Below are 18,069 nucleotides of genomic sequence, written 5' to 3'. Positions count from 1 at the left end.
GAGTTCACACCGGTTCGCATCACCCACCGGCTTTCTGAAGAGTTTTCTCCTGACTTACTTGTCCCTGTCATCGCTTTAATTCAATTCATATGTTATTTCCTTCTGAATTCCATCTTAATCCGCTTCATGCAGATTGTCAAAAATGGAATCAGCTTTTTTTACCCGCCAAGCCGAAATCTGTTATGATGGAATTGCTTATCCTGTTTTAGCCCTCCCTCGGAAGGCTGTATGGGATTGCTGGCATGTACTCAATGACACGCCTGTAGCGGAGCATGATAAGCCGCTTGCAGACAGATTTCAAGTGGGAAAAGGAGCATCGATATGAAACAAGTGACCAAAGGCCAATGGAATGGTTACGACACGTATATCCTACATAGCCGTGAATTGGAGATCACCCTGCTGCCGCGTCTAGGAAACAATATCATCTCGATTCGTGATCTGGTGCAGGATCGTGATGTCGTCCGCAGTCCAGAAGAAGATGAATTAGCATTTTATTTGCAGAAACCTTATCACTTCGGTGTTCCGCTTCTGGTTCCGCCAGGACGCATACATCGTGGGCGCTTCGAATACGAAGGGGTTCAATACCAGTTCGATCAGAATACGGCAAATGACAACCATATTCACGGTATCCATCGCACCCAATCCTGGTGTGTCAGCGACATTGAAGAGGATGAAGAAGGCTGTGCCATTACAACCGAATTGCTGACTGCAAATGAAGAGCATTGGATGGAACAATTTCCGGTGCCTCTGAAGCTCGAAATGACGTTCAGGCTGCAAAACTCCGTGTTGAGCCAGCGTCTTCGTGTTACCAACCTGGGTTCCACTCCCGCTCCGTTTGGAATGGGATATCATACATGGTTCCTGCTAGACGGCAAGCCTGCCGATTGGACACTCCAACTACCTGTCTCTGGCGTATATGCTCAGAACGAGGAACAGCTGCCAACGGGTGAGCTTGAGCCTCTTGGAGATTGGGACGCCTTAAACCAAGGTGTAAATATGCAGGGACGCAACTGGGATACGATTCTCAAAGCAACGGAGGGTCAGGCGGCGACTGCCCAGCTCCGTCGTCAGGATGGATATATGCTGAACTACTCAGCAGATGAACAGTATTTTAAACACTGGGTGCTCTTTACCAAGGGTGAATCCGATCAGTTTCTGTGCATTGAGCCATACACCTGGCTCTCCGATGCCCCGAATCTTCCACTGACGGATGAACAAACCGGGTTAATTCGTTTGGAACCTGAACAGCCCGTTGAACTTCTCACCCGGATTGAGGTTATTGCTCCTATCAAGGAGTAGTCACTTTCAATCTTGTACGGTAGTAAAACACACCTATAATATTTACCTTATTAACAAAGAGGCCGATCCTGTCTGGATCGGCTTTTTCGTGTGTTTCTCCACAATTAAATCCCAATTATTCCCTTACGCCATATCACGTATATTTCCTCATTCTCTAACCATACTAACATCACCAAGCCATAAGGAGGTGACACACATGTACGGAGGTCAAAACAGAGGTAGCGGAAGCCGTTCCAACAATCTGGTTGTTCCTCAAGCAAACGCAGCATTGCAACAATTGAAAGTAGAAGCTGCGCAAGAGCTGGGTGTAACAATTCCACAAGACGGTTACTACGGTAACTACACTTCCCGTGAGACAGGTTCTCTGGGTGGATACATTACTAAACGTCTGGTACAAATCGCTGAGCAACAATTGTCTGGTCGTTCTTAAGTTCGGACTAATGCTTGGGTGATTAAAAGCCAAAAAGCGGCCTTCTCCGGAAGCGCCGCTTTTGTGCATGTCTGCACAATTAAGATGACGATTCCATTCCTGAATCCTTGTATGTATTTGTTCTAGGGTAACGAATCATAAGGTTAGCCATGTTGTAATTGGATTCCATGGTAGCGTCCACCAAAATCACGCCTTGTCTTACGGTGAAGTCATACGAAATTTCTCCATGTGTCCAGTTCTGCTTAAACTTTAAAGTCTCGAGTGCCATAGCACGGAATGAGGAGCGCTGACTTTCAGTTAACCCCTGATCCTCTGCTTCCATTTGTCCATTCCGTCCAGTTATCGGATTATGTCGAATACCGAACTTCCCAATTACATTATTGCGTATTTGCACAAAAACTACACCTGAGTCCAACCCTGACAGTTCCTTATCAAGTTCTTTAAACACCAGATCCAACTGTCTCGCTAATGAAAGCTGGTCAATATTTACCATTATTGCTCCCCCTTTATGCACTTCATCCTTCAAAACAAGGACTTACGACTCATTATATGACAACATATATACTCATTCAACAAAATGAAACAAACTTGGGTAATTATAACTATAAATTGCACAATTAATTGCCAAACCAACGCTTTAAAACGAGCTAATTCTTGATAATCCGACAAATTATACGAACCAGGCCCACGACTAGAATAACCAAAGAGAGCTGCATCCACATGTCGGTTAACATGTGGTGCAGCTCTCTTTTTTCACATATGAGTATAGGGTGCAATTCATTCAAAATGCTTGGGTACCACTGACTGCATTTGTCACTTCACGGTTGCGGTCATTTCAAGAAATTGCTCAATATCGGCAATCACCAGATTCGCAGCATTTTGCCAGAAGTCAGGCTGTGTCAGATCTGTACCCAGATGCTTCTGCGCAAGTTCTTCCACCGTCATTCGACCGGTATCCCGCAGCAAATCATCATATTTGTCCGCAAAGGCCGTACCTTCCTGCTGTGCTCTGGCGTAGATGCCCGCACTGAACATGTAGCCAAAGGTGTAAGGGAAGTTGTAGAACGGTACACCTGTCAGATAGAAATGCAGCTTCGATGCCCAGAAGTGAGGATGATCCGATGCAAGGACGCCACAAAAGGCTTCCTGCTGAGCCTCCACCATCAATTTGGATAACTCATCTGCATTGACCAAGCCTTTTTTGCGCTGTTCATAGAAGCGATTCTCAAACAGAAAACGAGCATGGATATTCATAAAGAAGGCAACGCTGCGCTGGATCTTATCTTCCAGCAGAGCAAGCTTCTCCTGTTCATCCGTCGCTGACTGTACCAGTGCATCAGCAACAATCAATTCGGCAAAAGTGGATGCAGTCTCTGCCACATTCATGGCATAACGTTGATTCAGCGCAGGAAGTTCTTCCATGATATGCTGATGGTAGCCATGTCCTAGTTCATGCGCAAGTGTAGAAACGTTGGATGGCGTTCCGGAGAACGTCATGAATATGCGTGTAGCTTTGCTCAGCGGCAAAGAAGTACAGAATCCGCCTGGACGTTTGCCTGGGCGATCTTCCGCTTCAATCCAGCGTTTCTCAAACGCCATCTCTGCAAATTTCGAGAGCTTAGGGCTGAATTTGGCAAATTGTTCAACGATATTGATTGCCGCCTCATCATAAGTCACCTTGCCACCCGACTTGCCTACAGGTGCATCAATGTCACTCCAGCTAAGTTTATCCACACCCAGCAGCTTCGCCTTGCGTTCCAGATACTTCACGAGTGCCGGTTTGGCTCCATTAATGACGTCCCACATCGTATCGAGCGTTTGGCGAGACATCCGGTTGATGGCTAGCGGTTCTTTGAGAATATCATCCCAGCCACGGTTCTCATATAACTTGAGACGGAATCCGGCTAAATGGTTTAGTGTATCGGCACAGAAATCCTCCACATCCGTCCAAGCCTTCTCCCAGCTGGCAAATACCGTTTCACGCACATTCCGATCGCTGTCACTCAGCTTGTTGGCAGCCTGTCCGGCGGAGAGCATGATCGTTTCACCGTTTTGTTCAATTGGAATGTTCACTTTACTGACGATTGTATTGTAGAACTTGCCCCAACCATGATAGCCATCCACGCCCAGATCCAGCGCAAGACCTTCAAGTTCAGGGGACAGCTTCTCACGAGCCTGTGTACGGCTCTCATTTAGCACAAAAGCCAAAGGCTTGATATCTTCGCGAGCAACCCACTTCTCCCATACGTCATCTGCTGTCTGACTAAGGAGATTGTCAAAACGGGACTTGCTGCTGTTCAGCATGGCCGCAAGAGTACTAACGGAACCTTGCAGCTGCGTAGCCTTCTTATCCTGCTGATTTTGTGATGAAAGGCAAGACACAAACGCAGAACCTTCCGAAATACGAATGTAACAGCTCTGCAGTAACGCCAGAATGGCGTCGAATGCATGAGTTTCTTCAAGTGTTTTTGGTGCAGCGGTTTCAATCAACAGGTTTTGCAGTTTACGTACATCCTGTTCCAGCTCTACCAAATACGCAGCGAACGATTCGGAGGAAGAACCTCCACTAAAAATGGACTCCAGATCCCATACGGGTTTTAATGGTGTTTTCATTTAATAAGGCACCTCTCTTTTTGGAATTCAAGGATTTGAACGAAAATACTTCAATTAAAAACTGGTTTTATGAGTGCTCTATCTCTATACTAGAGAAATAGTTTAAGCCACTTTTTCAGGAGGTAAATGTGATGAAACCTTTACAAATATCGGCTGACACAGCCGTCAAATTAGCAGAATCCCTTGGCGTACCGCTTGAGCATCTGATGCATATGCCGCAGCACATCCTGTTGCAGAAGATTGCCGAATTGGCCAAAGAAGAAACATCCAAGCCAGCCCCTTCGGAAGGCGATCAGGAATGATCCCTTTTGAAAACAGCTGGCCCTATGATATTGTCATGGGGGACATCTATGTACAGCAATGCCCGTTCTGCCAAGCAAGCAATGTGCTGCTGCCCCTTAAACCGAGAGAGCTTGTACGCATTCGTGAAGGCAAAAAGAAATTGCTGGTCTTTCCTTGTTGCAACGGAAGCATGACCGTTATTGATAACGACAGTGATTATCTGCTCTCCAGTAAACCTGTCCGCAAATAATCAAAGTTCAATTAGATGGGGCTGCGCTTAGCAGCCTCTTTATCTGCGTCAATCATCTCTTCAGGCAGTTCCATCTTGCCGGAGATCATCTGCTCCCTCAGCACAGCCCACTGCTCTCTGGATGCCCGAATCATGGCCGCATCCGTGATCCGTTTATCGTGGATGACACGTCCGAACCATTTGACGGCCTCATGGAAGTGGCCTGCTCTGCGATTCAGCTCACCAAGCAGGTACAGCAGCCTTGCTTCATTACTGCCCGCGCCTTCCCTCTCAAACACTCTAACATAAGCTTCCAGACTGAATTCCAGAAAGCGACGTTCCTGCTCATGATCTTCCCGATAACGATACAACCATGCGATATGGTGCAGCAGTCCTGCTACAATGCGATCCTTCTCCTGGATCACCTGAGCACAAAATAGACCGAGCTTGTATGTAGCCAGTGCCTGATCCAGTGTCCGTGCACCGCTGTAATCCCGTTTCTCCCAACGATTACCGATCTGTTCCTTGAACGCAAGTCGCTGCTTGTCCGTCAGTTTATCTGTTGAGTTCTCTGTTGAAGCAAACCCGCATTCAGGGCAGATCCGCACAACATAGAAATCTGGATTCTCCAGCTTATAGTAGGCACAAAAATCAGAATCTGTTCGATAGGGCCGTTTCAAGCTCGGTCTGACTCTGGAGGTTTCAAACTCGGTTTCACAATAATGACATGTGACTTTCACCTTATATAGAGGCTCTAATTCCACTCGTTTCCATCCCTCTCCCGTTTTTACCTGTAATCGGAGTTACGGCGTATTCACAAAATGATGTGCCGGCCCCGATAAACGCTGCAGGACAAAAGAATGCAGCGGCTCTTCCACACCGATCTGTGTCAATGCTTGATCCATGCATGCCAGCCAGGCGTGTGCCCGTTCAACGGTCACTTCAAAATGCATATGGCGGGCACGCATCATCGGGTGACCATACGCTTCAGAGAACAACGCAGGTCCGCCGAAAAACTGAGACAAAAACATGTATTGCTTGTCCATAACCGGCTGTATATCTTCCGGAAATAGAGGAGCCAGTTGGTCGTTTTGCTGGACTATAGGGTAAAAGGCTTCAACTAATGCCCGAACACCCTGCTCACCGCCCAGATTTTCATAAATACTCAGATTGGGATTCATTCATCTAACCCTCACTAGTCGTGTCGAATTTTGGCATATCTTACACTTCAATGCTTAAATGTGAAAACAAAATCGAGATCAGGTTGCCATCACCTTTATCTTCATTCTATCAAAAAAATCCCAAAAGTCCTATCTAACATCAACAAGTCAAGATCTCTTTGACCCTTTTCCTCTAGAGCCTCTTCACTTCGGAAGACACAAAAAAAGCACCAATCGCAAGATTGGTGCACCATATATTCCATTAATAACTTCGCCAGTCCTCTTCTTCAGAGCGTACAAGCGAGGCACGTATCACATAGACAAAAGCACAGACCAGGATTCCGGTGACAAGACTCATAATCATCACTCCATCCGATTTGAATTTCACCTTATTGGACAAATAGGTGACGTTCAGGCGTTTTTTACCATTTTAGCATACATCGTTTAAAAATACAGCCACTTTTGCAAGCGCTTTCCGGATATTAATTTGTACTGTTTGTCCGCTTTTGCTCATATATTGATGGCACAAGCGACACTCACTGCAGCAAGCTTATCGACCATTACAACATAAAGGAGAGGTATGCATGGCAGCTTCATACAAACTTACCCATGTTCTGATTACACTCGCTCTCCTTGTTCTCTGTTTTCTTATGGTCCTGTTCCCTGCAGAGACCTGGCATGCAAGTGTAAGAGGGCTCTCCATCTGGTGGGATGTGTTATTCCCGTCCCTTTTTCCCTTCCTGGTTCTTTCTGAGCTGCTGCTCGGTTTCGGCATTGTCCATTTTCTCGGGACCTTATTAAACCCACTCATGCGCCCCCTGTTTCGCGTTCCAGGAAGCGGAGGTTTTGTATTTGCGGTCAGCTGCGCTTCCGGTTATCCGACAGGAGCGAAATTAACCGCTCAACTGTGGGATCAAAAGCTGGTTACGCGGGAAGAGGGTGAGCGGCTCGTGGCCTTCACCACTTCATCCGATCCCATCTTTATGATCGGTGCGGTATCCGTCGGTTTTTTTCACAATGTAGCCGTTGCTCCGGTTCTGGTCACTTCTCACTACGCCGCTGCCTTCATCGTTGGTATGCTCATGCGCTTCCATGGTCGGGCAGCTAGCTCATCCTCTCCATCCTCTACTCCTTCATCCTCATCCGAGAAGCAAAGACGCAGCAGACTCATTCAGGCTATCCATGCCATGCATGAGGCACGAATGGCAGATGGGCGTGCATTTGGAGAACTACTGCGGCAGGCTGTCTCCTCATCCCTTCGCCTTATTATTATCGTAGGTGGGCTTGTTGTATTCTTCTCTGTCATGATGGAGTTACTTGTACAGACCGGATCACTTGGCCTGCTATATCAAATGACTGAGCAGCTGCTCGCCTTCATGAACTTGCCGCCTGCCTTATCGCAGGGTCTTGTAGGTGGTCTGTTTGAAGTAACTCTTGGAGCCAAGGAAGCGGGAGGAGCAGGTACAGCCATCCCTCTTGTTTATAAGGCTGCCGCTGCTGCATTTGTGTTGTCTTGGGGAGGATTGTCGGTACATGCCCAGATCATGAGCATACTCAGCAACACACCGATGCGATACGGGCCGTTTCTGTTTGCCAGAGCCCTACATGCTCTAATCGCACCTGTACTTGTTTTATTACTTTGGGTACCCATGATGGGTCAGTCTGCATGGCCCGCCATAAGTGAGAACAGCTCTTCCCCCGTAGCTCCACCTATATACTCACCAGATGCGGGACAAATTATATTGTTCGGATTCATGATTCTTGGCGGCGTACTGCTCATGCTGCTGTTCTTTTCCATGCTTCGTGCCCTACTCTTCCCGAGACGGTTCCAAAAATAAGCCCTGTTGCCCACCTATATTTCGAAGGATTATCAATCCAACGTTGTGTTCTGCTCTGGAATTGATTATCATCGGTAATATAATGACCACAAAGGAGCTTTCATCTTGAGATACTATGTTCAAGACCGCGGAGACCAGTTATCGATTGATCTGAGTCAGCAGTTTCATGCGCTGGCAAAAGAAGAAGGGTTCAAGCTGGATGCAGAATCGCCGGAGATTGTTATCTCCATCGGAGGCGACGGTACAATGCTGCAGGCATTTCACAATTTCATCGACCGGATCCCGGACATTGCTTTTGTTGGGGTTCATACAGGCCATCTTGGATTCTATGCCGATTGGAAGAAGGACGAATTACAGGAACTGGTACGATTAATGAGTGGCAAAGGGGACCCCGAACGTCTCAAACCCCGTATTGTAGAATATCCGCTGCTGGAGCTTGAGATTCGTAAAAAATCGGGTAACACCTCCTATATTGCTTTAAATGAATTTACGTTAAAAGGTGTGGACGGTACGGTCGTAGCCCAAGTCGACATTAATGACGTTACCTTTGAGATGTTCCGGGGTGACGGAATCTGCGTATCCACACCTTCAGGCAGTACAGCCTATAATAAGGCCCTGGGCGGTGCCATGGTCCATCCGACCATTGAGGCAATTCAGATTGCTGAAATTGCTTCAATCAATAACCGTGTCTATCGGACGCTGGGTTCACCGGTTATTTTGCCCAAGCACCATCACTGTGACATCTTCTCGCGCAAGGACCAAAGGCTGCTGCTGACAATCGATCATGTGAATGTCATGGTGGAGGATCTGATCTCCGTACGTTGTCAGGTAGCAAGTCACAAGGTAAGCTTTGCCCGTTATCGCCCCTATCCATTTTGGAACCGGGTTCGCACTGCCTTTTTGGACTAGCCTGGTTCGGAAAACAAGCTGATTGGTGTTCACAAAGAATACTCCTAATAATAAAATGCACAAAAAAAGCGGCCCTTCTCAGGAGCCGCTTTTTGCTTTGGCTTGAGGCTGTTCTTTGCTCTTCTGGAGAACAAAGTAAGCACAGCCAAAGTTACAATATTCATTGATATAATCCACCATGCTTGAGATGGTGGAATCTTTCGTGGCTTTGGGATGATTATCACGATAAAAGCCTTTGAGCCGCAGCTGGCTGTAGCCCCAGTCCCCGATAATGTAATCGTAGCGTTCCAGAACTTCACTGTACCGGTCGCGGAAAACTTCCGGGTTCCAGCCTTCTTTATGGTTCTGTACAATCTCATAATTTTTACCGTTCACCTGAACGATGATCTTTTCCTGTACTTTTTCTTGTGGTTTATCCTGAGGCTGGTCTTGGACCGTGTCCTGAACCTGCTCAGTGCTTTTTTCTTCTTCCAATCCAGTGTCCTCCATTATGCGTGTGTTGCCGCCTGTTCCGCATGTTTTGCAGCAGATTTAACCTGTTCATGTGCATGGTAGGAACTACGTACCATCGGTCCGGATTCGACATGGCTGAATCCACGTTTCAGTCCTTCCTGCTTCAATGCTGCGAACTCTTCTGGCGGATAATACTTCTCAACAAACAGATGTTTCTCGGATGGCTGCAGGTACTGACCAATCGTCATGATATCACAATCCACAGCTCGCAGATCATCCATGGTTTGCAAAATTTCCTGATATTCCTCACCTACACCCAGCATAATGCTGGATTTCGTCGGAATGTTGGGCTGCATTTCTTTGGCACGAGCAAGCAATTCAAGTGAACGCTTGTATTTGGCCTTGGCTCTGACTTTGTCTGATAACCGCTCTACCGTCTCAATGTTGTGATTGAGAATGTCAGGTTTGGCATCCATGACAATTTTCAGGGAATCGCGGTCACCCAGGAAGTCCGGAATCAACACTTCCACACTACATAAAGGCAAACGGCGCCGAACTGCCTTTACCGTCTCGGCAAAAATGGTCGCTCCGCCATCTTTCAAATCGTCACGAGCGACACTTGTAATAACACAGTGCTGCAGGTTCATTTGCTCCGCAGCTTCTGCGACGCGTTCTGGCTCCTGTAAATCAAGTTCCGTCGGCAAGCCGGTATTCACCGCGCAAAAACGGCATGCCCGTGTGCAAATGTCGCCCAAAATCATAAAAGTAGCTGTTCGATTGGCCCAGCATTCATAAATATTCGGGCATCGTGCTTCCTCACATACTGTATGCAGCGTTTTGGAACGCATCATCGTTTTCATTTCCTGATAGTTATCGCCGGTTGTCAATTTGATCCGAATCCAGTCCGGTTTCGGTTCCTTAACACGTTTAGCCAATGCGTAAACCCTCTTTCTAATGAAGTTAGGCTGTTGCTCGGAACATATTATACCATGAAAGCGTTGGAAAAACCCCCATTTGTCACATCTTGTGCAATCCACCCTTACACGGATAAAATGAGGACTTTTGAAGAACGCTAGGTTATAGCTTGGTTCACCGGGCACGCCTGTGCATCATCTCAATGGAAAGGGGGCTGCTTCCCTGTGCAAAATCGCAACAAAATGCGCTTCACTCACTCTTTTTGGATTAAAACCCTACTTGCAGGCACATTGCTTCTCCCATTCTTGCCTGTTGATGTTCATGGTGAATCCTCCGCTGTGCCGTCCAAAACCGAACCTGCCGAAATGAAACCAGCGGAGATTTTAAAAGCACGCCGAAGCTTATATGAAAGCATTGAACAAATTACCGGAATCCCCTGGTTCAGACTCGCAGCCATCGACCAATATGAACGAACTCTGACGCGTGCTCATCCCAAAGACCGCAAGCACCCGGAGCGACTGACCGGGATTTTCATGACATCTCCCGCCTGGAGAGGCTGGCTTAACCCGGATGAGACGGATCAACAGCCGGGTTCCATCGTTTTTTTTAATGGATACGGTCGTGATGGATCGGGAGACGGACTGGCGGATGCCAACAACGACTTGGATGTGCTATACAGTATGGCGAACGTCATCCAGAGATTCGGAGCCCGTCAGGAGGACTTCAGCATTGCCCTGTGGGAATATTATCATAATACCCGGGCTGTGCAGCGCATTCAGCAGTTTGCGAAATTATATGAGCATTTTGACAGCATCGATTTGTTTAGCCATGCGTTTCCCGTTCCGCTCGGCACGAATTATTCCTATCGCAGCACATGGGGGACCAAACGCAGCTGGGGTGGTTATCGTATCCATGAGGGAACCGACATTTTCGCTCCCCAAGGGCTTCCCGTGCGCAGCACCTGTTACGGTGTCGTGGAGATCAAGGGCTGGAATCCCTTTGGCGGCTGGCGGATTGGTATCCGTGATTTGAACAATCACTATCACTACTACGCTCATCTATCCGGTTTTGATAAGAATGCCCATATTGGCGAGGTCGTTACCCCAGGTCAAGTCATAGGCTGGGTAGGCAGCTCCGGCTATGGCAAACCAGGTACACAGGGCAAATTCCCTCCCCATTTGCATTACGGAATCTACCGGGATACCGGACTGACGGAATGGTCGTTTGACCCTTACCCGCTTTTGAAGCATTGGGAACGGGAAGAGCGCCAGCAGAAAAAAGCCAAGGCGAAAAGCAAATAGAGAAACGGGACCCTCTTAGGTGAGGATCCCGTTTTTTTGTTGATTGACTCTTTGGTTCATTTCAACTCATTTCAATTAATGATTCACGTCTGTATCAAGCGGCAGCCCTCCGTTTTCACCTGAAAGGTCCGGTTCAAGCTCCAGCTCATCTCCCTGCAGCGGCCCTCCCGGCATCTGTGGCTGGTTCTGACCGGATGGATTCGGAGTCACACCAGTACCACCGGAAACGCCTGGTTGGCCTGATGGTAGCGCAATGGATGGTGCACTGCTGCCATTACTGCCTACCGGCTTGCCTTGGTTATCATAGTAATACATGGGCACATCCCCTACCACGAGCAGGTAGGATATCGGTATTTCGGTATCTACCGTCTCTGGCTCCATATCGAAGGGAACCACCACGGCCACTTCGGCAATGATATGAATGTACACTTCTACCAGGATCATGTTGATCCCGGCATTCTGCTGCCTGGTGTTCAGATCTACCTTCACAGCCCCCTGTGGCTCGATACGAACGGGAATATTTGGGCCAAAGGATGCCAGCACCGGGCTCCCCAGAGCCTGACCAAGGGGGATTTTCTCTTTTAACATATGCACGTTCTGTAACGTGGACTGCACAATATTCATCGTACTTGCGGTAATGCGCATATGCTCATCATAGTTCAGCATGAAACCGGACACTTTACCGGCAGTATCGGTTTTCCAGTCAATCAGCCCTTCGGTCGATTTGCCTTCCGCCACCTGGGCCGTAATGGCCTTGTTGATCGCTTCCGTAGCAATCTGTTTCACCCGTATTTTGGCCAAATGCATAATCGGAGGCTTCATTTTTTTATCGACATACGCAAAGCCCTGCATCAAGCAAAATACCGCTACCAGTAAAATAATCAACCACATCTTGCGTTTGCCGCTTGGCGGCTTCCGTCGTCTCCGGCTCCGCCATCTTTTTCTCATCATCGGGTGTCCCCCTCTCCCTGCGGGATGAGCTATAGGGTTATATGTTATCCTTATGCACTATTGTCCCGAAAAAGAAGGACAGCACCTGTGTGACAGGGACAACATCCGTTTATTAAATTGGAGGTCGGCTGAGAGTAGTTTACTATTCTCTTTTTCTTCATAATAAAAAAAAGCCCTCACCTGCAGACTGCTCTGCAAAGGTGAAGGCTTTGATCCCATATGCTTCATGAGTATTTCGCAATATTATTTAGGAACAGTTTCCCAGTCCTTCAGGAAGCGCTCGATGCCACTGTCTGTTAGTGGATGTTTCCACAATGTCGGCAGGAGCGATCCAGGGATCGTCGCAATGTGCGCACCGGAAAGGGCAGCATCTTCAACATGTTTGATATTGCGGATGCTTGCTGCAATGATCTCGGACGGCATATCGTACGTATCCAGGATAAGGCGCAGGTCACGAATCAGCTTCATGCCATCCACCGCAATATCATCCAGACGGCCAACGAACGGGCTGATGTATGTCGCTCCGGCTTTCGCCGCCATCAGGCCTTGTGCTGCCGAGAAGATCAGCGTTACATTGGTTTTAATCCCTTTTTGCGTGAGCTCATGACAAGCATACAGCCCATCTTCGGTCATCGGTAGTTTAATGACAACATTCGGTGCCCATTCAGCAATTTCATAAGCTTCCTTCAACATATCTTCGGCTTTGAGACCGACAACTTCAGCACTGACCGGGCCTTTGACAACGCCACAGATCTCCTGAATCACTTCTTTAAATACTCGGCCTTCTTTGGCAATCAAAGACGGGTTGGTCGTGACTCCATCTACCAGACCAAGACGTTCAATCCGTTTGATTTCCTCAACATTCCCTGTATCCAAGAAAAATTTCATGATATGTTCCCTCCACTTGATGAATTTATAAACACGATGATATTCATTACCCGAACTACCTTATATGTTAACAGTTATATATGATATTAATTTTTTTCTACAGCGTGGCCGCCAAATTCGTTACGCAGTGCTGCTACCACTTTACCTGTGAATGTATCTGTCTCCAGGGAACGATAACGCATCAGCAAGGACAATGCGATAACTGGTGTAGCAGTTTGCAGGTCAAATGCTGTTTCCACCGTCCAGCGTCCTTCACCGGAAGAGTGCATTACACCTTTGATTTCATCGAGATTCGCATCTTTGGAGAATGCGCGCTCAGTCAGCTCCATCAGCCAAGAACGAATAACGGAACCGTTGTTCCATACGCGAGCCACTTTTTCAAAGTCGAAGTCGAAGCCGCTTTTCTCGAGTACATCAAAACCTTCACCGATGGATGCCATCATACCGTACTCGATACCGTTGTGCACCATTTTGAGGAAGTGACCGCTACCTGCTTTACCTGCATACAGATAACCGTTCTCTACTGCAGTGTCTTTGAATGCCGGCTCAACGATTGCCCAAGCTTCAGGATCTCCACCGATCATGTAACAAGCACCGTTACGTGCGCCTTCCATACCACCGGAAGTACCTGCATCCATGTAGTGGATACCGGATGGTTTCAATTCCTCATAACGACGGATCGATTCTTTGTAGTGCGAGTTACCTGCTTCAATAATGATATCGCCTTTGGAGAGCAGCGGGCTTACTTCAGCCAGTACAGCATCAACCACATTGTGAGGAACCATGATCCACAGTACACGTGGGGATTCCAGAGATTCAACCATTTCTTTATAAGAAGAAACGCCTTGTGCGCCGTATTCTTTCATTTCGTTAACAGCTTCATCGTTCAAGTCAAAAGCAACCACTTCATGTTTGTGGTCAATCAGGTTTCTGCCCAGGTTCAATCCCATTTTGCCCAATCCAATAAGTCCAAGTTTCATAATAAATCCTCCTGTTATGAACAATTATAAGTTTATCTATATCAAAAATTTTTACGGCCTTCCGGCCATTTGCCGGAAGGACTTATGCAAAATTGGAACGGTAAAATCAGTTAGCCTTAGGTGTGCTTACCACCAACGGTAGCCATTTTCTGCAATCAGACGATCTGCGGAATCAGGTCCTTGCGATCCTGCGCTGTACGTATCCAGTGGTACACTGCCATCTTGGAAGGCTTCCAGAATCGGTTGTACCCACTGCCATGCCAGCTCCACTTCGTTCCAGTGAGCGAAGAAGGTTGAATCTCCACGCATAGCGTCAAAGATCAGGTTTTCGTAAGCTTCCGGAATATTGCGTTTGCCTGAAGCAAATGTCATGTTAATTGGCTCCACTTCACCATGATTCAATGGGTTCTTCGCATTCAATTGAAGTGAGATGCTTTCCCCAGGACCAATTTCAATCGTCAGAAGGTTAGGCTCCGTTGTATTTTCGGATTCATGACCCGTTTTAAGCGGCGCCTTGAACTCAACTACGATGCGTGTGGATTTCTCAGCCAGGCGTTTACCTGTACGAATGTAGAATGGAACCTCGCTCCAAAATGGATCATCGATCCACAATCTCGCCGCAACATACGTATCGTTCTGGGAACCAGCCGGGATACCAGGCTCGTCCAGATAGCCGACAACGGATTTACCTTGAAGCTCGCCTGCGCCGTATTGAGCACGTACCACTTCAGAAGCGATGTTTTCTTTGGTCAGTGGTCGAAGAGCCTCAGCAATCTTTTGCTTTTTAAACTGAATTTCTTGCGGTGTGCAGCGTTTTGGCAAATGCAGGGCAATCATCATCAGCAATTGAAGCATATGGTTCTGGAACATGTCGCGAACGGCACCACTTTGGTCGTAATACGCAGCACGTTCTTCAACGCCAACCGTTTCACTAGCCGTGATTTGTACATTGGCAATGTAACGGTTAGACCACAATGCCTGAATGACCGGATTCGCATAAGTCAAGGTTTCGATGTTTTGAACCATCGGTTTGCCTAGGAAATGGTCAATGCGATAAATTTCTTCTTCTGCAAAGGTATTGCTGAGTTTCTCATTCAGTTCACGTGCAGATTGCAGATCGTGTCCAAATGGTTTTTCAATAATCAGCTTTTTCCAGCCTTTAGTGTTACCCAGGCCGCTTTCCTGAATGTTCAATGCAATAGGTTCGAAGAATTCTGGTGCAACCGACATGTAGAACATGCGATTTTCCGGAATGCTCAATTCTTGTTCACGCTGCTCAACGATTCTCAATAATTTCGTGTAATCCTCAAGCTTCGTATTGTTCAGTGAACAATAACGGAAAGCTCCAATGAAATCACGCACCTGGGATTCTTCTTCAGGAGTTTGCCGTGAGAATTCATGCAGTGACTTTTCGACATTCGCCTGGAAGTCAGCATCCGACAATTCACGCCGTCCAAGACCGATAACGGAGAAGGATTTTGGCATTTTTTGATCAATGTACAAGTTATATAATGCAGGGTAAATCTTGCGTTTGGCTAAATCGCCTGTTGCCCCGAACAGGACAAATGTCATTGCGTCCATTGGAGTGCCTCCTGTGATCTGTGCAGTATAGTATATGATGGTGCAAAATGTTCAAATCCAAGCATGACAAAAGACGGAATAAGTGGGTGCGTGACCCGCCTTGCCTCCGTTTATATACCATACCCGAATTTAACCATGGAACATTCCTTCTCTCCACAACCTTAAACCAAGGTTATAAATTGTAACCATTTGAATTAACGTTACCCATATTACACCTGTCGTCACAATTCGTCAACAATCGTGTCTAACGTGTGAACACCAGTGTTTACAGGGTTTTTATTTATTGTTAACGCTTTATGTGGTAAGATTATAAACAATTGGTATGTGATATTTTATACATAATGCTTGTAGACAGCCAGGTTACAATAAGTATACTAGTGCTATAATAAGCATAACTAATTTAAAGGAGCACAATTATGAGCGATGATGAGAATGCCAAGCAAATATGCGAAAAGGTGGAACAGTCTTATCAGATCATTGGCCGGAAGTGGGTTGCCCTCATTATTCATGCGTTGATGGATGAGCCCAAACGATTCAGTGAAATTCACGCTTATATCCCTGAATTGAGCAAACGCGTACTGAATGAACGAATGAAAGAACTGGAGGAAGAAGGTCTGGTCGTGCGCCACGTGGTTACAGAGCGACCGGTTCGGACAGAATATATGTTGTCCCGCAAAGGGACGGAGCTGGGAAGGGCATTAAGTGCTGTGGAGCGATGGGCGGATAAGTGGCTGTAAAGCTATTACAAATTGTTTCAACTACTCAATAACATTCCCTTTGACTCCCAAAATAACGATTCCCTTGTTTAAATTGGTAGTGGCTGGTAAACGAAGTATAGATGTTTGTAATGATGTTACATCACATGTCATTTAGGTTATTCCCAGATTAGGATTGGGAAATTCCAGGGAATCAATGTGGTCTAATCACCGTCCATTATGATAGGTTTGATAACATATACGCATAAGATTCTGGCTAACAAAAAAAGATGCCATCTCATTTTATTATGAGACCTTGGCATCTTTTTTTATCGATTCCTTTATTCATTTGGATTCCAACGGGGTCCCCAGTGTAATACTCAAATCCTCGAAGTTCTCCACTGCCGTCTTCTTTTCATAAAAGTGCACCGCATGCTGCATTATACCCTCACGAGTGTAGAACTCATCCCCTGATTCCAGAGGAAAGGTAACCTTCTCCCCCGTACTCGCGGACTTATATATACCTACAATCAGTTCAAGTGTATTCCGCCCACTCCGTCCATCCACCAGAAGCGGTGATCCGGTCTCGACGGCGTTTAGCACATTCTCGACCTGACCGGCGTGACCGACGTGAATAACATCCGGCAATGCGTCAGCCCTCTGCTGAATCTGTTGTTCCAGTTCCGGATGCGGCTCCGGAAATCCATTACTACGTGCGGTTGAGGCAACCACTCTCCACGGTGCAGATACCCGGGCCTCTTTGCCTTGAAAAATTAACTGCTGCTCCTCTCCGTGATGTACAACGGAACTCGTGATCATGCCAAGTGCCCCTTCTCGGAATCGAAGCATGGCCATCGATACATCTTCCACTTCAGCATTATCATGCGACGTATTGGCCATCATGGCCTGCAGTTCCACGGGGGGTCCCATCATCCAGAGCATGGCATCGATATGATGTACAGCATGATTAAGCGTACAGCCACCGCCTTCTTTTTCCCAAGTACCACGCCACCACAGATCATAATAATTATGCCCCCGCCACCAGAATGAATCCACTTGTACATGTACAATCGGACCCATCAGCTTACTGTCCAGTACGCCCTTAAGCTTCATCATCGGTGTAGTGAACCGATTCTGTGCCACCACCGACAGAAGCTTGCCGCTCTGTTCAGCTGCTTTCAGCATTTGGTCCGCTTCTTCCAAGGAAGAAGCCATCGGCTTTTCCACCAGCACATTAGTACCCGCATGCAAAAAGTCACATGCAATGGGAGCATGTGTATACGGCGGAGTACAGACTGAGACCACATCAATATTTTGGCTTAACAATTCTTTATAATCTGCTACTGCCTGAGCATTCTCCAGTCCATGTTCATTAATTCGTTTCTGTGCTTTCTCAGGATACATATCAACCACAGCTACAATCTGACATCGATCGGGAAAGGCCAAATATGCTGAGATATGCGCTCCACTAATTGCACCCGCTCCAATAATCGCTACTTTTAACATCTGAACACACCTCCCTTGTTCCTTTCACAATACACAATT

19 protein-coding genes and 1 other annotated feature (1 of these 20 only partly in view) are annotated in these 18,069 nt (G+C 47.0%); of the genes, 8 read left to right on the top strand and 11 right to left on the bottom strand.

Features of this window, described 5'->3' with window-relative positions:
- Positions 1 to 80: a binding site (T-box leader), on the bottom strand; it reaches 169 nt to the left of the window's first position.
- Positions 81 to 321: 241 nt separating this feature from the next.
- Both MH144_RS21825 and MH144_RS21820 read left to right on the top strand, forming a co-directional pair.
- The gene (locus tag MH144_RS21825) at positions 322 to 1,299 is read left to right on the top strand and encodes an aldose 1-epimerase (protein ID WP_239304124.1); all 978 of its coding nucleotides are present in this window, start codon (positions 322 to 324) and stop codon (positions 1,297 to 1,299) included.
- Positions 1,300 to 1,495: 196 nt separating this feature from the next.
- Positions 1,496 to 1,729 carry an alpha/beta-type small acid-soluble spore protein gene (locus MH144_RS21820; protein WP_127538893.1) on the top strand — a complete coding sequence of 78 codons (234 nt, stop codon included), beginning with the start codon at positions 1,496 to 1,498 and terminating at the stop codon, positions 1,727 to 1,729.
- Between the two features lie 79 nt (positions 1,730 to 1,808).
- Here the strand turns inward: MH144_RS21820 and MH144_RS21815 are convergent, their stop codons facing one another.
- Both MH144_RS21815 and MH144_RS21810 read right to left on the bottom strand, forming a co-directional pair.
- Complete coding sequence (locus MH144_RS21815; RefSeq protein ID WP_239304122.1) at positions 1,809 to 2,222, bottom strand: O-methyltransferase; 414 nt, start codon at positions 2,220 to 2,222, stop codon at positions 1,809 to 1,811.
- Positions 2,223 to 2,542: 320 nt separating this feature from the next.
- Positions 2,543 to 4,342, bottom strand: a complete 1,800-nt coding sequence (locus MH144_RS21810; protein WP_239304120.1) for a M3 family oligoendopeptidase — start codon at positions 4,340 to 4,342, stop codon at positions 2,543 to 2,545.
- Between the two features lie 131 nt (positions 4,343 to 4,473).
- Between MH144_RS21810 and MH144_RS21805 the strand changes: the two genes are divergently transcribed.
- Both MH144_RS21805 and MH144_RS21800 read left to right on the top strand, forming a co-directional pair.
- On the top strand, positions 4,474 to 4,644 hold the full coding sequence (locus MH144_RS21805; RefSeq protein ID WP_239304118.1) for a YycC family protein: 171 nt from the start codon (positions 4,474 to 4,476) through the stop codon (positions 4,642 to 4,644).
- Positions 4,641 to 4,874, top strand: a complete 234-nt coding sequence (locus tag MH144_RS21800) for a hypothetical protein (protein ID WP_095292183.1) — start codon at positions 4,641 to 4,643, stop codon at positions 4,872 to 4,874. Before MH144_RS21805 ends, MH144_RS21800 begins: the two co-directional genes overlap by 4 nt.
- Before the next feature lie 11 nt (positions 4,875 to 4,885).
- On the opposite strand, the gene MH144_RS21795 is transcribed toward MH144_RS21800, so the two are convergent.
- Together MH144_RS21795 and MH144_RS21790 are read right to left on the bottom strand one after the other, a co-directional pair.
- Positions 4,886 to 5,617 carry a DUF2225 domain-containing protein gene (locus MH144_RS21795; RefSeq protein ID WP_239304116.1) on the bottom strand — a complete coding sequence of 244 codons (732 nt, stop codon included), beginning with the start codon at positions 5,615 to 5,617 and terminating at the stop codon, positions 4,886 to 4,888.
- Positions 5,618 to 5,656: 39 nt separating this feature from the next.
- Entirely contained in the window at positions 5,657 to 6,034 is a 378-nt protein-coding gene (locus MH144_RS21790; RefSeq protein WP_183525309.1) for a globin domain-containing protein, read from the bottom strand.
- A gap of 563 nt (positions 6,035 to 6,597) precedes the next feature.
- Here MH144_RS21790 and ylbJ point away from each other — a divergent pair.
- Positions 6,598 to 7,851, top strand: a complete 1,254-nt coding sequence (ylbJ, locus tag MH144_RS21785) for a sporulation integral membrane protein YlbJ (RefSeq protein ID WP_239304114.1) — start codon at positions 6,598 to 6,600, stop codon at positions 7,849 to 7,851.
- Between the two features lie 105 nt (positions 7,852 to 7,956).
- Entirely contained in the window at positions 7,957 to 8,760 is an 804-nt protein-coding gene (locus MH144_RS21780) for an NAD kinase (protein ID WP_095292189.1), read from the top strand.
- A gap of 78 nt (positions 8,761 to 8,838) precedes the next feature.
- Here the strand turns inward: MH144_RS21780 and MH144_RS21775 are convergent, their stop codons facing one another.
- Together MH144_RS21775 and lipA are read right to left on the bottom strand one after the other, a co-directional pair.
- Positions 8,839 to 9,234: a YutD family protein gene (locus MH144_RS21775; protein ID WP_239304112.1), complete on the bottom strand. Its 396-nt coding sequence runs from the start codon at positions 9,232 to 9,234 to the stop codon at positions 8,839 to 8,841.
- A 14-nt stretch (positions 9,235 to 9,248) separates the two neighbouring features.
- Positions 9,249 to 10,148 carry a lipoyl synthase gene (lipA, locus tag MH144_RS21770; RefSeq protein ID WP_110756964.1) on the bottom strand — a complete coding sequence of 300 codons (900 nt, stop codon included), beginning with the start codon at positions 10,146 to 10,148 and terminating at the stop codon, positions 9,249 to 9,251.
- A 222-nt stretch (positions 10,149 to 10,370) separates the two neighbouring features.
- Between lipA and MH144_RS21765 the strand changes: the two genes are divergently transcribed.
- Entirely contained in the window at positions 10,371 to 11,429 is a 1,059-nt protein-coding gene (locus MH144_RS21765) for a M23 family metallopeptidase (RefSeq protein ID WP_275440251.1), read from the top strand.
- Between the two features lie 75 nt (positions 11,430 to 11,504).
- Here the strand turns inward: MH144_RS21765 and yunB are convergent, their stop codons facing one another.
- The 4 genes from yunB to zwf all read right to left on the bottom strand — a co-directional run bounded on the left by yunB (position 11,505) and on the right by zwf (position 15,829).
- Complete coding sequence (gene yunB, locus MH144_RS21760; protein WP_239304108.1) at positions 11,505 to 12,380, bottom strand: sporulation protein YunB; 876 nt, start codon at positions 12,378 to 12,380, stop codon at positions 11,505 to 11,507.
- A gap of 243 nt (positions 12,381 to 12,623) precedes the next feature.
- The gene (fsa, locus tag MH144_RS21755) at positions 12,624 to 13,268 is read right to left on the bottom strand and encodes a fructose-6-phosphate aldolase (protein WP_095292192.1); all 645 of its coding nucleotides are present in this window, start codon (positions 13,266 to 13,268) and stop codon (positions 12,624 to 12,626) included.
- Between the two features lie 86 nt (positions 13,269 to 13,354).
- Entirely contained in the window at positions 13,355 to 14,248 is an 894-nt protein-coding gene (gene gnd, locus MH144_RS21750; RefSeq protein WP_239304107.1) for a phosphogluconate dehydrogenase (NAD(+)-dependent, decarboxylating), read from the bottom strand.
- A gap of 126 nt (positions 14,249 to 14,374) precedes the next feature.
- Positions 14,375 to 15,829, bottom strand: a complete 1,455-nt coding sequence (gene zwf / locus MH144_RS21745; RefSeq protein WP_239304106.1) for a glucose-6-phosphate dehydrogenase — start codon at positions 15,827 to 15,829, stop codon at positions 14,375 to 14,377.
- Positions 15,830 to 16,245: 416 nt separating this feature from the next.
- Here zwf and MH144_RS21740 point away from each other — a divergent pair, with 416 nt between their 5' ends.
- Positions 16,246 to 16,566 (top strand): winged helix-turn-helix transcriptional regulator, encoded by a 321-nt coding sequence (locus MH144_RS21740; protein WP_239304105.1) that lies wholly within the window; start codon positions 16,246 to 16,248, stop codon positions 16,564 to 16,566.
- 303 nt (positions 16,567 to 16,869) lie between these two features.
- Here the strand turns inward: MH144_RS21740 and MH144_RS21735 are convergent, their stop codons facing one another.
- Positions 16,870 to 18,030 carry a Gfo/Idh/MocA family protein gene (locus tag MH144_RS21735; RefSeq protein ID WP_239304104.1) on the bottom strand — a complete coding sequence of 387 codons (1,161 nt, stop codon included), beginning with the start codon at positions 18,028 to 18,030 and terminating at the stop codon, positions 16,870 to 16,872.
- Between the last annotated feature and the right edge of the window lie 39 nt (positions 18,031 to 18,069).

It is taken from the genome of Paenibacillus sp. ACRRY, from assembly GCF_022346995.1.
In the GTDB taxonomy this organism is placed as follows: domain Bacteria; phylum Bacillota; class Bacilli; order Paenibacillales; family Paenibacillaceae; genus Paenibacillus.
Note: the sequence above shows the minus strand (reverse complement) of the source record. Positions and strands in the feature narration are given on the sequence as shown.

Coding starts and splice junctions, on each gene's coding strand:
- MH144_RS21740 (WP_239304105.1), top strand. CDS start 16,246: ATGAGCGATGATGAGAATGCCAAGCAAATATGCGAAAAGGTGGAACAG.
- MH144_RS21820 (WP_127538893.1), top strand. CDS start 1,496: ATGTACGGAGGTCAAAACAGAGGTAGCGGAAGCCGTTCCAACAATCTG.
- MH144_RS21765 (WP_275440251.1), top strand. CDS start 10,371: ATGCGCTTCACTCACTCTTTTTGGATTAAAACCCTACTTGCAGGCACA.
- MH144_RS21790 (WP_183525309.1), bottom strand. CDS start 6,034: ATGAATCCCAATCTGAGTATTTATGAAAATCTGGGCGGTGAGCAGGGT.
- zwf (WP_239304106.1), bottom strand. CDS start 15,829: ATGGACGCAATGACATTTGTCCTGTTCGGGGCAACAGGCGATTTAGCC.
- MH144_RS21735 (WP_239304104.1), bottom strand. CDS start 18,030: ATGTTAAAAGTAGCGATTATTGGAGCGGGTGCAATTAGTGGAGCGCAT.
- MH144_RS21810 (WP_239304120.1), bottom strand. CDS start 4,342: ATGAAAACACCATTAAAACCCGTATGGGATCTGGAGTCCATTTTTAGT.
- MH144_RS21805 (WP_239304118.1), top strand. CDS start 4,474: ATGAAACCTTTACAAATATCGGCTGACACAGCCGTCAAATTAGCAGAA.
- gnd (WP_239304107.1), bottom strand. CDS start 14,248: ATGAAACTTGGACTTATTGGATTGGGCAAAATGGGATTGAACCTGGGC.
- MH144_RS21825 (WP_239304124.1), top strand. CDS start 322: ATGAAACAAGTGACCAAAGGCCAATGGAATGGTTACGACACGTATATC.
- MH144_RS21815 (WP_239304122.1), bottom strand. CDS start 2,222: ATGGTAAATATTGACCAGCTTTCATTAGCGAGACAGTTGGATCTGGTG.
- MH144_RS21800 (WP_095292183.1), top strand. CDS start 4,641: ATGATCCCTTTTGAAAACAGCTGGCCCTATGATATTGTCATGGGGGAC.
- yunB (WP_239304108.1), bottom strand. CDS start 12,380: ATGATGAGAAAAAGATGGCGGAGCCGGAGACGACGGAAGCCGCCAAGC.
- fsa (WP_095292192.1), bottom strand. CDS start 13,268: ATGAAATTTTTCTTGGATACAGGGAATGTTGAGGAAATCAAACGGATT.
- ylbJ (WP_239304114.1), top strand. CDS start 6,598: ATGGCAGCTTCATACAAACTTACCCATGTTCTGATTACACTCGCTCTC.